Genomic DNA, 14827 nt, shown 5'->3' on the forward strand with positions numbered 1-14827 from the left:
AAATGGAACTCTTAAGAGCGGAAAATTTAAGCCATAGTTTTGATTATCCGCTTTTTGAGGGTTTAAATCTTATTTTAAATACCAAAGATTGCATTGCTATTCAAGGGAGTAGCGGTTGTGGTAAATCTACTCTTTTGCATATACTTTCTTCTTTGTTAATTCCAAAAAAAGGTGAAGTTTTTTTTAAAGGCTCTAGTCTTTATCAGATAAACGAAAATAAAAGATTAAAAATTCGCCGTTATGATTTTGGTATTATTTTTCAGACACATTATCTTTTTAAAGGTTTTTCAGCTTTAGAAAATATCGAACTTGCTAGTGTTTTATCGGGTCAAGATTTAGATGAGAAAATTTTAAAAAGATTAGGTATTGATACGCTTTTACATCAAAAAATAGGAAAACTTAGCGGCGGACAACAACAGCGTGTGAGTATTGCACGTGTGCTTTGTAAAAAACCAAAGATTATTTTTGCTGATGAAGCAACTGGAAATTTGGATTTTGATAATGCTAAAAATGTTATCGAACTTTTAATTTCCTATGTTAAAGAAAATGATGCAGCTTTATTTTTTGTAACTCACGATAGCAAGCTTGCAAGTTTTTGTGATAAAACTTATACTATAAACGCCAATGGAATTTGTTAATTATTTAGGCGATAAAAATGTTGTAACTTTTATGTTGCTTCTTGCTAGAATGAGTGGTCTTATAGTTTTTTTTCCTTTTTTTTCACATAATTCTATTCCTATGGTGATAAAAAGTACTATAGTTTTATTTTTGACTATGCATTTGTATCCTTTGGCTAGATTAGAATCTTTGCATTTAGATAGTTTTTTTGTTTTACAGCTTATTAGTGAAGTAATTTTTGGAATGATAGCAGGATTAATGCTTCAAATTATTTTTGCTATTATTATGATGGCAGGTGAGCAGATTGCTTTTACTATGGGATTTACTATGGCAAGTATATTAGATCCAAGTTCTGGAACGAGTATGCCTATTACGGCACAAATTTTAAATTTGCTTGCTTTGATGTTTTTTCTTGCTTTTGATGGACATCATTTAATGCTTTTATTTTTGAGCCATTCTTTAGGGTATATTAGTTTGGGAGGATTTTACCCACATGAGAATTTAATGCATTATTTAAATATGGGTATGTTTAATATTTTCGTCATAGGTTTTACTATGAGCTTTCCTATACTTGGAATTTCTCTTTTAGCTGATGTTATTTTTGGGCTTTTGATGAAAACGATGCCACAATTTAATCTTTTGGTTATTGGTTATCCTATAAAAATAGCCTTAAGTTTTGTAGTTTTAATTGCGATTTTACTTGTAATGATGCAATATTTTAAAAATTTAATTTTAGAAGTTTTTACTCATATGCAAACTCTTTTTTTTTCCTAAGGAAAGGATAAATGAAATTATCGTAAAATAGTGATTATTTTTTAAGGATTAAAGTGATGAAGATTTTACTTTTAAATGAGAACCCTGTAGTTTCAAGACTTATAAGTCTTAGTGCTAAAAAAATATCTTATGATTTTGAAGAACTCAATGCTTATAATGAAAATTTGGGTTATTATGATGTAATTATTGTAGATAGTGATACTCCAGCACCTTTGAAAATTCTTAAAGAAAAATGTGATAGATTGATTTTTTTAGCTCCACGTAATCAAAGTATAGATATAGATGCACAAATTTTACAAAAACCTTTTTTACCTACAGATTTTTTAAATTTACTCAATAATAAAGATGCCAATAAGCATGCAGCTATTGAACCATCAATTTCAAATGATGATAATCCTTATGCCAATATCGATTTAGATTTAGATAATTTAAATTTAGATGATTTACCTGATGAAAATTCTTTAGATATAAATTCAGAGGGAATGGAAGATTTGAGTTTTGATGATGATGCTCAAGATGATAATGCAAACAAAGCTTTAGAAACTCAAAATTTAGAAGATGAAAATTTAGAACAAGAAATAACTAAAGAACAGACTCAAGAAGATATTCAAACTGATTTAGATTTAACTTTAGAAGATAGCGAAAACGAAAAAGAAGACTCAAACCAAGAACATACAACTTTGGATATTGAGCCTAGTTTAGATGAGCTAGATGATAAAAATGATGAAGATTTGGAAATCAAAGAAGATAACAAAAATAAAGAAATAGAAAAGCAAGAATTATTAGATGATTCTAAAATAAATACATTAGAAATGCAAGAAGAGCTTAACGAACCTCAAGATGATAATGCAAACAAAGCTTTAGAAACTCAAAATTTAGAAGATGAAAATTTAGAACAAGAAATAACTAAAGAACAGACTCAAGAAGATATTCAAACTGATTTAGATTTAACTTTAGAAGATAGTGAAAACGAAAAAGAAGACTTAAACCAAGAACATACAACTTTGAATATTGAGCCTAGTTTAGATGAGCTAGATGATAAAAATGATGAAGATTTAGAAGATAATAAAGGATTACAAACTAATATAAGCGACTTTGATAATCCTCCTGTGGTCGAAGAGCAAGAAAGAAAAATGGATTTTGATGATCTTCCTGAGGATGCTGAATTTTTAGGCCAAACAAAAGATAATGAAGAATCAGAGGAAATTTTAGAGGAGTTTACTCCTGTTGTGGAAGAAGATGTTCAAGATGAAATGGATGATTTTACTTCAAATTTGAGCACTCAAGAACAAATCAAAGAAGAACTAGCTCAACTTGATGAGCTTGATTGTGGTATTGATAGTGACAATAGTAGCAAGGTTTTAGAAGATTTTAAAGATGGGCCAATTTTAGACGATAAAGAATTAGGAACAAATGAAGAGGAAGTGGCTGTGCCAAATTTAAATATAAGTGATTTTGATGCATTGAAAGAAAGTGATATACAAGAAGCTCTTGGAGAGGGAATCTTAGAAAAAAATAAAGAGCCTATAGTAAGTGATGCAACTAAAGATGATAATAGTGAAGAGATAGTTAATGAGCTTAGCCAAAGCATAGCAGGAGCTATTACTTCAAGTATTAAAGATAATACCTTAAAAGCTGCTCTTAAGGGTATGAATATGAATATAAATATAAACATTAGTTTTAAAGAGGATTAAAAATTGCAAGGTTTTATTTTGTTGATTTCAGGTCCTAGTGGAGCTGGAAAATCAACTCTTTTAAAAAAACTTTTTGATGAATTTGAAGATGAACTTTATTTTTCCATTTCTTCAACAACTCGCAAACCAAGAGAGGGTGAAAAAAATGGAATACATTATCATTTTATATCCCATGAAGAATTTCAAAAAGATATAGATAGTGATCATTTTTTGGAATGGGCCAAGGTTCATGAGAATTTTTATGGCACTTCTTTAAAACATACCCAAGATGCTTTAGATATTGGAAAAATAGTTATTTTTGATATTGATGTGCAAGGATTTAAAATAGCTAAAAAGAAGATGGCTGATAAAATTGTTTCTGTTTTTATTACTACAAAAAATAAAGATGAGTTAAAAAAAAGACTTATTAAGCGAAATACTGATACAATAATACAACTAGAAAAAAGATTACAAAACGCTAGTGATGAAATGAAAGAGCTTAGCGAGTATGATTATCTTATCATTAATGATGAGTTAAAGCAAAGTTATGAAGCATTGCGAGCGATTTTAATTGCTCATAAATTTAGAACTAAAGAGCAAAATCTAGGGCAAATTCAAAATATTTGGAATGAAGGAGAATAAAATGGGCGGTTGGTCAAGTCCAAGTCATTGGTTGATTATTTTATTGATTGTTGTATTGCTTTTTGGGGCAAAAAAAATTCCAGAACTTGCAAAGGGTTTAGGTAAAGGTATTAAAACTTTTAAAGATGAAATGAGTAATGATGATGAAGTGGTAAAAAATACTCAAAAAATTGAAGAAAAACAAAACACAGCCAATAATGCAAGTGTTGATGCAAATGTAGAAGAAACAAAAAAAGCTTAAGGTTTAATTTTGAAAAGTATTATTTTTAATGAGATTAAAAAGGTTTTAGAGTGTGATTTTATACTTGAAAACCCAAAAGATAAAAATTTAGCACATTTTGCTACTCCTTTAGCTTTTTCATTAGCCAAGGAGTTAAAAAAATCTCCTATACTGATCGCAAGTGATTTAGCGAGTAAATTTGAAAATCATGATTGTTTTGAAGCGGTTGAAGCTGTAAATGGATATTTAAATTTTAGAATTTCAAAAACTTTTTTAAATAATCTTGCCAGTAAAGCTTTAAAAAATCCAAATGATTTTGCTAAAGGAGAAAAAAAACAAGAAAGTTTTTTGCTTGAATATGTGAGTGCAAATCCTACAGGACCTTTGCATATAGGACATGCAAGAGGTGCTGTTTTTGGTGATACTTTAACAAGACTTGCAAGACATTTGGGTTATAAATTTGATACAGAATATTATGTTAATGATGCAGGTAATCAAATTTATTTATTGGGGCTTTCTATTTTGCTAAGTGTGAAAGAAAATATGCTTAATGAAGATGTTAAATATCCAGAGCAATATTACAAAGGTGAATATATAGCAGATCTTGCTAAAGAAGCTTTTGAAAAATTTGGTAAAGAATTTTTTAATGAAGATAATATCTCTAATTTAGCTGATTGGGCAAAAGATAAAATGCTTGTTTTGATTAAGCAAAATTTAGAGCAAGCAAAGATTAAAATTGATACTTATGTAAGCGAGAAATCATATTATGATTCTTTAAGTGCAACTTTAGAATCATTAAAAAAGCATAAAGGAATTTATGAACAAGAGGGTAAAATTTGGCTTGCCTCTTCGCAAAAAGGTGATGAAAAAGATCGTGTGATTATCCGTGAAGATGGGCGTGGAACTTACTTGGCAGCAGATATTGTTTATCATAAAGATAAAATGAGCCGTGGTTATGGAAAATGTATCAATATTTGGGGAGCAGATCATCATGGTTATATTTCTAGAATGAAAGCTGCAATGGAGTTTTTAGGCTTTAATTCTGATAAGCTTGAAATTATTTTAGCTCAAATGGTTTCCTTGCTTAAAGATGGAGAGCCTTATAAAATGAGTAAAAGAGCAGGAAATTTTATCTTGATGAGCGATGTGGTTGATGAGATAGGAAGTGATGCTTTGCGTTATATCTTTTTGAGTAAAAAATGCGATACTCATTTGGAATTTGATATTAGTGATTTGCAAAAAGAAGATAGTTCTAATCCTGTGTATTATATCAACTACGCACACGCTAGAATTTATCAAGTATTTGCTAAAGCTGGTAAAAAGATTGATGATGTGATAGAGGCTGATTTGCAAAGTTTAGGTCAAGACGGGATAAATTTACTTTTTGAAGCTTTAAATTTAAAAGCTATTTTAAATGACGCTTTTGAGGCTAGAGCTTTGCAAAAAATTCCCGACTATCTTAAAAATTTAGCTGCAAATTTTCATAAATTTTATAATGAAAACAAAGTTGTCGGTTCTGTAAATGAAAATGATTTACTTAAATTATTTTCTTTAGTTGCTCTTAGTATCAAAACTGCATTTTCTTTAATGGGCATTGAAGCAAAAGATAAAATGGAACATTAAAACAGTAAGATATTTTTGCTGTTTTAATAATTTAGCAAAAATACTGCTATTATTACGATAATGATGCCTAAAATTCCTATTTTGTTTAATTTTTCTTTATATAAAATCCATCCACCAAGACAAGTTCCTATGATGCCTATAGCACCCCAGGTTGAGTAAGCTATACTTAAAGGAACATATTTTAAAGAAAAAGAAAGTAGAAAAAAAGCAAGTATAGCATTGATAATCGCAGCCAAGCCCCAAATTTTATGCTTAAAACCATCTGATTTTTTTAGCAATAAATTTGCTACGATATCTAACAATGCCGATAAAACAATGATAAAAATATACATTATTCTTTAACCTCGCCTATATTAATCATGATAATTCCAACGATAGAAAGAACAATGCCTAGAATTTGAGTTAAGGTTAAACTCTCTTTAAAAACTATAAAAGAAACTAAAAGTATAAGAATAATCCCTAAAAGTTCCCATACAGCATAGGCTATGCCTACTTGAATTTTTTTAATCGCCTTACCCATAAAAAAATAAGAAAAAGCTATAAATAAAGCCATAAATATATAGCCTAAAATTTGATTTTCTATTTTTAAAAAACTAGTACCTAAAACTTCAAATACAATAGCAGCAATCAAGAAAAACCAAGCAACAAAAAGTTCTTTTTTTGCGATATTCAAAAACTTCTCCTAAAATAAATGGTAAAATCATACCATTTAAAGCTTTAATTAGCCTTTTTAGTTTATACTTTTAAGTTTAAAAATCTTTAAAGAAAGTGAGAATTTATGGGACGAGCATTTGAATACCGAAGAGCTTCTAAAGAGGCTAGATGGGATAAAATGAGTAAGCTTTTTCCTAAGCTTGCTAAAGCCATACAAGTAGCTGCTAAAGAAGGTGGCACTGATCCTGATATGAATCCAAAATTAAGAAGTGCTATAGCTACAGCAAAAGCAAATAATATGCCAAAAGATAATATAGATGCAGCTATTAAGCGTGCAAGTGGAAAAGATAGCGTAGATATTAAAAACATTCATTATGAAGGAAAAGCTGCGCATGGAGCTTTAGTTATAGTTGAATGTATGAGCGATAACCCTACACGCACCGTGGCCAATGTAAAAGCTATTTTTAGTAAAAATGGTGGAGAAGTTTTGCAAAATGGATCTTTAGGCTTTATGTTTACTAGAAAAGCGGTTTTTCATCTTGAAAAATTTTCAGGAGATTTGGAAGAATTGGAACTCGATTTAATCGATGCTGGTCTTGAGGAATTAGAGCAAAATGAAGAAGAATTAGTTATCAGTGGGGATTATACAGCATTTGGAGAATTAAGTTCAGCTATAGAGGCTAAGGGTTTAGTGCTTAAAAAAGCTGGGCTTGAATATATTGCTAATAATCCTTTGAATTTTAGCGAAGAACAACTCAATGATATAGAAAAACTTCTAGATAAGCTTGAAGAAGATGATGATGTTCAAGCTGTTTATACTAACATAGAATAAAGGAGGAAAAATGCTTAAACAAATCGATACCACTAATGCAGACAAATATAAATTTGCTTTAATTAAAACAGAAAAAGGCACAATGAAAGTTGAGCTTTTTGCCGATGAAGCTCCTCAAACGGTTTGTAATTTTGCTAATTTAGCTAATGAAGGATTTTACAAAGATTTAACTTTTCATAGAGTGATTCCAAATTTTGTTGTGCAAGGGGGCTGTCCTTATGGCAATGGTATAGGTGGGCCTGGATATGAAATTCCTTGCGAATGCGATAATCAACAGTATGAACATTTGCGTGGGACTTTATCAATGGCACATGCAGGAAGAGATACAGGTGGATCGCAATTTTTTATTTGTTTAAGTGCGCAACCTCATTTAAATGGAGTGCATACCATCTTTGGGCAAATTGATTTAAAAGATGAGCAAAGTTTGGAAGTACTTGACTCAATTCGCCAAGGTGATAAAATTTTAGATATTGAAATTCCTAGCGAAAAATGATTAATATAATCTAAATTAAAGCTTTTTATTCCTATAATAACTTCTTTACTTTAATGAAATATTTACAAGGAGTTATTATTATGAAAACTAAGTTTTCAATTATTTTGAGTGCTTGTATTTTTTCATCATCACTTTTTGCACAAACTGCAGATGATGAGATCACTAAGCTTCAAAAACAGCTTGCAAAAATTCAAGCTGAGTTAAAAGAAATCAGAAAAGAAAGAGAAGCTCAAGCTAAGCAAAACAAAGAAGTTAAAGAAGAGCTTGCTGATCTTAGCGATAGAGCAGATGATAACGAATTTCAAGCTGCTTTAAGTAAAGTGAAATTCGGACTTGAATTCTCAAATGCACTTTCAAATACAAACTATAAGCTTCCTAGCACAACTTATCATGCTAACAATAAGTGGATGATGGAACTTCACTTAAATATGAATGCAGATATTAACGATAAAACTAAATTCTATGGTCGTTTATCTATGGCTAAAAACTGGTCTCAAATGGGATGGAGTGGAATGCCTTATGACTTAGATGCAGGAAGAAACACTAGAACAAGTGGTCCTATCCTTTATGTAGATAGAGCTTATCTTGATTATTACATTACTCCTGAGTGGATTGCAACTATAGGAAGACAACCTGGAACAGATGGTCCTGGAACAAATCTTAGAAACAATGCCCTAAGACAATCAACCTATCCAGCTTTAGCAATCAACGCTTTAGGTGATGCTGCGGTTATTACTTATAAACCTGAAAGTTTGCAAGATTATAAAGTAGCTATCCGTGCTGCTTATGGTAAAACTTACCAATGGGATGAAGAAAGTGGTAAAGTAAGAGACTGGATGAGTGATCAACAAGATGCAGATGCAAATCTTTACTATGCAGCTGTAGAGGGAGAGCTTCCTTTAGGTAGCTTTGGAAATAACTTGATCATCTTTAATATAGCTCGTATGACTGATTTCTCTTTACCAGTTGATCTTGGCAATAGTATAATGAATGGATTAATCGGTGGAGCAGGTGTTAAAAATTTAGGTGATGCAACTATTGCAAATATCCATTTTGAAAACTACAATACTTTTGGAACAGACTTTAACTGGTTTACATCTTTAGGTTATTACAACGGAAGCAATGCAAATACTTGGTGGTCAGATAAAGCTAATAGTATGGCTAGTTCTTTAGCATTTAACGAAAAAGATGGTTATGCAGTGCATGTAGGTGGACGCTATGACTTTACAAGAGCTTTAAAAGTAGGTTATGAATTCTTCTGGGGTAGCAGATACTGGTATACTATGTCTCGTCCAAGCATCAATGATCCACTTAATATAAGAATGACTAGAGGTATAGCAAATGATGTTTATGTGATTTATCAACTTGATAGATATCAATTCTTACGCTTAAGTTACACTAATATCCAAAATAAATGGGGAAATCGTGGTTTACCTCTTGGTGGAGCTAAGAAAGAAAAATCAAGAGCTGATAATATCATGTTAATGTATAATGTAAAATTCTAAGGAGCAAAAGATGAGAAAAATACTTTTTGCAAGTTTATTACCTATCATTGCTTTGGCTGATTGTGCAAGTTTGATGGCAAAATACGAAGCTCCAGAGCCAGAGTCAAAAACAATGAAACAAGTTGAACGCTGGATTAGTAAAAAAGTTAGTGATCCAGCTGATGCTGCTGTTTTAAAAGAGTGCATGATCGCTCGTGCAGCGGACAATCCAAATCAAGTTTCAGTTGCAGGTAAATAAAAAAAGCGGTGTAAAACCGCTTTTTACTTTTAATCTTTTAAGCTACAACTTTAAAATTTCTTTCAAATAAGGCCAATATGCAAGAAATCATTTCTTTTATCGTTGAGATGGCTAGTGCTTGGGGATATTTAGGCATTATTATCTTAATGACTTTAGAAAGTTGTTTTATACCTTTTCCAAGTGAAGTTGTTATGATACCTGCTGGATATTTAGCACATAAAGGTGAACTTGATATCACTCTTTGTATACTTAGTGGGACTTTAGGTTCTGTTTTAGGGGCTTTGATTAATTATTATATTTGCTTTTTTTGGGGTAAAAATTTTGTATTAAAATGGGGCAAATATTTTGGCATAAACGAAGCCAAATTTGTCAAATTTGAAGAATTTTTTAACAAACACGGGGAATTTTCAACCTTTACTTGTCGTCTTTTACCAGGAATTCGTCAATACATTTCTATGCCCGCGGGTTTAGTAAAAATGAAGCTTGTAAATTTTATACTTTTTACCGCGTTTGGTAGTGTTATTTGGGTAGCTATACTTGTATTTTTAGGTTATTATATAGGACAAAATGAAGAATTGATTAAAACTTATTTAACTCAAATTTTAATTATTATAATTGTTTTTGTGATTTTAGCAAGTTTAATTTATATTAAAATCAAAAAGTCTTTTAAAAAATGATTACATATTGATAAGTATTTTTCTTCTTTTTATTTTCAAATTTGCTATAATTATAATAAATTCAATCAAAGATTATTAAAATATGGAAAAACCTGATATACAAAAATTAACTAATTTTTTAATTGTATATGCTAAAACTTTATTAGGTGCTGGAACTTATACAGCTAGAGTAGCAAAATGTGTGGGAAGGATAGCTGAGGTTTATGGTTATGAGATAAATATCAATTTCTTTTTTCATCATATTACTTTAAGTGTTGTAGATATGGATGATAATTCTATTCAAAGAACTTATGTTATACCTAATCACCATGCACATGTTAATTTTAAACTTATTTTTGATTTAAGTGCTTTAAGTTGGGCTATATATGATCATAAATATGACCTTGAAAAAGCAAAAGTTGTTTTTGAGCAAATTTCTCAGCAAAAAAAGCGTTCTTATTTGCCTAATCTTTTGTTTGTATCTATGGCAAATTCAGCTTTTTGTAGGCTTTTTGGCGGTGATTTTGGAGCTGGAAATTTAGTGTTTTTTGCAACTTTTATAGGGTTATTGTTAAGATATGTTTTAACTAAAGCAAAGATTGATTTAAGAATTCAATATATTCTTTGTTCTTTTATTTCTTCTTGGTTTGTGTTTTTTGGACTTGATTCGGGATATACAAATACTTCTGATGTGGCTTTGGGTTCAAGTATTTTATATCTTATACCTGGAGTATTTTTTATCAATTCTGTGATTGATATATTAAAAGATCATATTTTAATGGGAATTAGTCGTATTATTAGCGTAGCTATTTTGATTTGTTGTATAGCACTTGGAATTTATATGACGCTTAGTATTTCCAATTTTGGGATTTTAAGATGATAGAATTTATTTTAAAAGATATGTTTTTTGCTGCTGTGGCTGGATTTGGATTTGCTTATGCTTGTAATCCGCCTTTAAAAACTCTCATTTTATCCGCATTTTTAGCAGCTATTGCACATGGGCTTCGTTTTACTTTGGTTGAGTATTTTCATTTCCAAACTTTAGCAATTGCAACTTTTGTTGCTTCATTTTGCATAGGATGTTTAGGAATTATTTTAGCAAAAATCATCAAAACCCCTGCTGAAATTATCGCTTTTCCTGCTCTTATTCCTATGATACCTGGAATTTATGCTTATAAAGCGATTTTGTATCTTATTTCTTTTATACGCAGTGATGATTTAAAAGCTAAATCTGAATTCCTAGTTCAATTTTTTGATTATTTTTTTACAACTGTTTCTGTGACTTTGGCTCTAGCTATAGGAGTGAGTGTTACTTTACTTATATTTTTTGAGCAAAGTTTCATGATGACTAGACATATAAAAAAACATTAAGACTTTGCTATAAAAATTTCTTGGTGTTTTTTAATGATTTAAATTTAAATCAATAATTTAATTTTTACTAATAAAAATTTTATTAAAAACAAAATTGATTTTATAAAAAACAAAAATGTAACATTTAGATAAGTTTTTAGCTTTTAATTTTATAAAAATAACAAATATTTATATCCTTTTTAGCTTAATGTCTTAAAATATCTAAGTAGAAAGGATATAAAATGTATAAATTTTTATCACACGAGCCTTTAGCTAACAAATCTTGTCATCATAATCACGAAGAACATTCTCATGAACATTATCATTCCCATGCCGATGCAAGGAGTATGGATAAAAAGATTTTAAAAATTTCTCTTTTAATGACTTTTTCTATGATGCTTGTGCAATTTATTTATTCAATCCTTTCAAATTCTTTAGCACTTTTAAGTGATACTTTACATATGTTTTCTGATGTTTTTGCCTTAGCTCTTAGTTTTTTAGCCATCATAGCTGTAGAAAAATGGCAAGATCATCAAAAGACCTTTGGGTATTTTCGTCTTGAAGTTTTAGTGGCTTTTATCAATGCTTTAACTATTGTTTTATCAGCTTTATTTATTATCTATGAGGCTATAGAAAAATTTATCAATCCACAAGAAATTGATGCTAAAACTATGATAATTGTAGCTATTTTAGGTTTTTTAGTAAATGGGATTAACGCCTTGATGATGTTTAAAGGTGCGAATTTAGAAAATGTCAATATGAAATCCGCTTTTTTACATATGATGAGCGATTTATTGGGTTCTTTAGCAGTGATTATAGGTGGGATCGTGGTGTATTTTAGCGGTATTGTTTATATAGATACGATTTTAGCTATTGTATTATCAATCTTGCTTTTAAGATGGGCGATTATCTTGCTTAAACAAAGTGCTAATGTCTTGCTTGAAAGTTCTCCTGTGGATATAGAAAAAGTAAGACAAGTTTTGCTTTTAAATCCTAGTGTGGATGAGGTGGTGGATTTGCATATTACTCAAATTACTAATAAAATGCTAGTAGCTTCTATGCATTTAAAAGTGAGAGTTTGTGATCTAAAGGAATTTGAAAAATTATCTCAGGATTTATCCCATAAATTACTACATGAATTTGAAATCGGGCACATTACTATACAACCTATAAGGAGTGAAAATGAAATTTAAAGTAAAAAATGTTAATTGCATGAGTTGTGTAAATTTGATCAAAAATTCCCTTGAAGATGAATTTGGAGATATAGAAGTGGATTTGGAGCAAAAAATTTTAAGTTTAAATTTAGAAGAAAGTCAAGTATCAAATTTTACAAAAGAATTTCAAGATTTAGGTTTTGAGATCGTGAAGCGTTTATAATGGAAGAATTACGTATAAAAATAGGAAAAATGACTTGCGTTAATTGTTCTAATGCCATAGAAAGAGCTTGTAAAAAAATTGATGGTGTTAAAGATGCTAGCGTTTCTTATGTGAATTCTAGCGGGGTTTTTTTACTTGAAAATCAAGAAAAACGCAAAGATATTATCGCAAAAATTCAAAATTTAGGCTTTGAAATTTTAGAAGATGAGCAAAGCTTGATTGCATACAAGATAAAAAAACATTTAGAATTAAGAAAAAAATTGCTCTTAAGTATAGTTTTGAGTGTAATTATTATGTATTTTGAAATGTTTGTTAAAAGTTCTTTTTCGCAAAATATTCAAATGGCTTTGAGTTTTTTTGGGATATTTTATTGCGGGAGAGACTTTTTTTCTCATGCTTTTTTAGGACTTAAAAGCAAAAATTTAGATATGAATACCCTTGTAGCTTTGGGGACTTTGAGTGCTTTTGTGTATTCTTTTTTGGTGTATTTGCAAATTTTTAAAGAAGAAGATTTGTATTTTAGCGGCGCAATGATGATTATTTCTTTTGTGCTTTTAGGAAAATATCTTGAAAGTAAGGCTAAATTTAAGGCACAAGATTATCAAAGAATTTTGGAAAATATAGACACAAAAAAGACAAAAATTTTGCTTGAAGATGAAAGTATTAACGAAATTCCAAGTTCTTTTGTCAAGAGTGGCGATGTGCTTTTGGTAAAAGAAGGAGAAAGCATTGTTGCAGATGGAGTGGTGCTTTTAGGAAGTGCAGAGCTTGATATGAGTTTTTTAAATGGAGAGTTTTTGCCTGTTTTAAAAAAAGAAGGAGATGAAGTTCAAGCAGGAGCAGTAGTTTTAAATGGTGTTTTAAGGATCAAGGCAAATAAAAAGGCTATGGATAGTACTTTAGAACAAATCAAAAACCTAGTTTTTGAAGCAGGAAATATCAAAAGTCCTTTGGCAAATTTAGCAGATCAAATTTCTAAATACTTTGTAGGGGGTATTGTATTTTTTGCTTTTTTAGTTTTTATTTTTTGGACGGTAAAAGCGGATTTAGATACAGCTTTTTTACACGCTTGTGCTGTGCTTTTGATCTCTTGTCCTTGTGCTTTAGGGCTTGCAACACCTATAGCTTTGGTTGTGGCAAGTGCAAATGCGGCAAAAAATTTCATTCTTATTAAAAATCCTACTGCTTTGGAAAAATTAGCCTTAGTTAAGTATGCTTTTTTTGATAAAACAGGTACATTAACAAAGGAAAATTTGAGTATTTTTAAGCACAATCTTTCTAAAGATGATTTTGATAAATTATGTCAAATTGAAAGTTTAAGCTCTCATCCTATAGCTAAGGCTTTGCATAAAGATCAAATTTTTGATTTAAAGGGAGAGGGAAGAGTGATTGTGGGTTCTGGCATAAAATACAAAGAAGATAGTGATATTTATCTTGTAGGTAGTGCACAGTTTTTACACGAAAATGAAGTTGACACAAAAGAAAGTGATATTTTTTTTGATGCTTTTAAAGAATATGTTAGGGTGTATTTTGCTAAGAATAAAAAGTGTTTAGGCGGTGTTTTATTAAGTAATGCTTTAAAAGATGGAGCTAAAGAACTTGTGTCAAATTTAAAAGGGCAAAATCTTAAAACTTTTATTTTAAGCGGCGATCATGTAAAAAATGTAGAAAAAATAGCTAAAGAATTACACATAGATGAATTTCATGCTCAACTTAAGAGTGAAGAAAAACTACAAATCATTCAAAAATTTAAAAAAACTCTTTTTATAGGAGATGGGATCAATGATGCGGCGGCTTTATCTGCTGCAAGTGTGAGTATGAGTTTTTCAAAAGCAAATGAGCTTGCAAAAAAAACAGGGGATTTTATCTTGATAAAAGATGATTTATCAGCTATTTTTAAATGTTTTAAGCTTGCTAAAAAAACACGCAGTATTATTAAGCTAAATCTTTTTTGGGCTTTTATTTACAATGTGTTTTGCATTCCTATTGCGGCAGGATTTATACCTTTTATCACTTTAAGTCCTCATATAGCAGCCCTTGCAATGTGCTTTAGTTCTGTTACCGTGGTGCTTAATTCTTTAAGACTTAAAAGAATTTAAAATTTTAATTTTTTATTAAAAATATATTATTAGAATAGTATAAATGTAACAAAAATGTTTTTGCGTAAGCAAA

The 14827-nt window shown here is 30.0% G+C and carries 18 protein-coding genes; 16 read left to right on the plus strand and 2 right to left on the minus strand.

The features are described from left to right. Positions 1-2: 2 nt before the first annotated feature. From ACOTU8_RS00870 to argS, 6 genes are read left to right on the plus strand one after another with little or no spacing between them, the layout of a single operon-like run. The gene (locus ACOTU8_RS00870; RefSeq protein WP_422341377.1) at positions 3-638 is read left to right on the plus strand and encodes an ABC transporter ATP-binding protein; all 636 of its coding nucleotides are present in this window, start codon (positions 3-5) and stop codon (positions 636-638) included. Further along, on the plus strand, positions 625-1392 hold the full coding sequence (gene fliR, locus ACOTU8_RS00875) for a flagellar biosynthetic protein FliR (RefSeq protein WP_422341378.1): 768 nt from the start codon (positions 625-627) through the stop codon (positions 1390-1392). Before ACOTU8_RS00870 ends, fliR begins: the two co-directional genes overlap by 14 nt. A gap of 56 nt (positions 1393-1448) precedes the next feature. After that, the gene (locus ACOTU8_RS00880) at positions 1449-3086 is read left to right on the plus strand and encodes a highly acidic protein (protein WP_422341659.1); all 1638 of its coding nucleotides are present in this window, start codon (positions 1449-1451) and stop codon (positions 3084-3086) included. 3 nt (positions 3087-3089) lie between these two features. Further along, positions 3090-3707, plus strand: coding sequence for a guanylate kinase (gene gmk / locus ACOTU8_RS00885; RefSeq protein ID WP_422341379.1), 618 nt, complete (start codon positions 3090-3092; stop codon positions 3705-3707). Between the two features lies 1 nt (position 3708). Beyond that, positions 3709-3948, plus strand: coding sequence for a Sec-independent protein translocase subunit TatA/TatB (tatA, locus tag ACOTU8_RS00890; protein ID WP_422341380.1), 240 nt, complete (start codon positions 3709-3711; stop codon positions 3946-3948). Between the two features lie 9 nt (positions 3949-3957). Next, the gene (gene argS / locus ACOTU8_RS00895) at positions 3958-5550 is read left to right on the plus strand and encodes an arginine--tRNA ligase (protein ID WP_422341381.1); all 1593 of its coding nucleotides are present in this window, start codon (positions 3958-3960) and stop codon (positions 5548-5550) included. A 23-nt stretch (positions 5551-5573) separates the two neighbouring features. On the opposite strand, the gene ACOTU8_RS00900 is transcribed toward argS, so the two are convergent. Further along, positions 5574-5882, minus strand: a complete 309-nt coding sequence (locus ACOTU8_RS00900; protein WP_002896692.1) for a DMT family transporter — start codon at positions 5880-5882, stop codon at positions 5574-5576. Further along, positions 5882-6223 (minus strand): DMT family transporter, encoded by a 342-nt coding sequence (locus ACOTU8_RS00905; protein WP_422341382.1) that lies wholly within the window; start codon positions 6221-6223, stop codon positions 5882-5884. Before ACOTU8_RS00905 ends, ACOTU8_RS00900 begins: the two co-directional genes overlap by 1 nt. 105 nt (positions 6224-6328) lie before the next feature. Between ACOTU8_RS00905 and ACOTU8_RS00910 the strand changes: the two genes are divergently transcribed. The 10 genes from ACOTU8_RS00910 to copA all read left to right on the plus strand — a co-directional run bounded on the left by ACOTU8_RS00910 (position 6329) and on the right by copA (position 14754). Then, positions 6329-7036: a YebC/PmpR family DNA-binding transcriptional regulator gene (locus ACOTU8_RS00910; protein WP_422341383.1), complete on the plus strand. Its 708-nt coding sequence runs from the start codon at positions 6329-6331 to the stop codon at positions 7034-7036. Between the two features lie 10 nt (positions 7037-7046). Continuing rightward, positions 7047-7529 (plus strand): peptidylprolyl isomerase, encoded by a 483-nt coding sequence (locus ACOTU8_RS00915; RefSeq protein ID WP_422341384.1) that lies wholly within the window; start codon positions 7047-7049, stop codon positions 7527-7529. Between the two features lie 80 nt (positions 7530-7609). Continuing rightward, positions 7610-9034 carry a DUF3373 family protein gene (locus ACOTU8_RS00920; RefSeq protein ID WP_422341385.1) on the plus strand — a complete coding sequence of 475 codons (1425 nt, stop codon included), beginning with the start codon at positions 7610-7612 and terminating at the stop codon, positions 9032-9034. Positions 9035-9044: 10 nt separating this feature from the next. Then, the gene (locus ACOTU8_RS00925; protein ID WP_002861881.1) at positions 9045-9272 is read left to right on the plus strand and encodes a hypothetical protein; all 228 of its coding nucleotides are present in this window, start codon (positions 9045-9047) and stop codon (positions 9270-9272) included. Positions 9273-9349: 77 nt separating this feature from the next. Further along, the gene (locus ACOTU8_RS00930; RefSeq protein ID WP_422341386.1) at positions 9350-9949 is read left to right on the plus strand and encodes a DedA family protein; all 600 of its coding nucleotides are present in this window, start codon (positions 9350-9352) and stop codon (positions 9947-9949) included. An 82-nt stretch (positions 9950-10031) separates the two neighbouring features. Further along, positions 10032-10808 carry a threonine/serine exporter family protein gene (locus tag ACOTU8_RS00935; RefSeq protein WP_422341387.1) on the plus strand — a complete coding sequence of 259 codons (777 nt, stop codon included), beginning with the start codon at positions 10032-10034 and terminating at the stop codon, positions 10806-10808. Then, positions 10805-11299 carry a threonine/serine exporter family protein gene (locus tag ACOTU8_RS00940; RefSeq protein WP_422341388.1) on the plus strand — a complete coding sequence of 165 codons (495 nt, stop codon included), beginning with the start codon at positions 10805-10807 and terminating at the stop codon, positions 11297-11299. The genes ACOTU8_RS00935 and ACOTU8_RS00940 overlap by 4 nt, the downstream gene beginning before the upstream one ends. 221 nt (positions 11300-11520) lie before the next feature. After that, the gene (gene czcD / locus ACOTU8_RS00945) at positions 11521-12471 is read left to right on the plus strand and encodes a CDF family cation-efflux transporter CzcD (RefSeq protein ID WP_422341389.1); all 951 of its coding nucleotides are present in this window, start codon (positions 11521-11523) and stop codon (positions 12469-12471) included. Next, complete coding sequence (locus ACOTU8_RS00950; RefSeq protein ID WP_422341390.1) at positions 12461-12655, plus strand: heavy-metal-associated domain-containing protein; 195 nt, start codon at positions 12461-12463, stop codon at positions 12653-12655. Before czcD ends, ACOTU8_RS00950 begins: the two co-directional genes overlap by 11 nt. Beyond that, positions 12655-14754, plus strand: a complete 2100-nt coding sequence (gene copA, locus ACOTU8_RS00955) for a copper-translocating P-type ATPase CopA (RefSeq protein WP_422341391.1) — start codon at positions 12655-12657, stop codon at positions 14752-14754. Before ACOTU8_RS00950 ends, copA begins: the two co-directional genes overlap by 1 nt. Positions 14755-14827: the final 73 nt, after the last annotated feature.

This window comes from Campylobacter jejuni (genome assembly GCF_049221745.1).
In the GTDB taxonomy this organism is placed as follows: Bacteria; Campylobacterota; Campylobacteria; order Campylobacterales; family Campylobacteraceae; genus Campylobacter_D; species Campylobacter_D jejuni_E.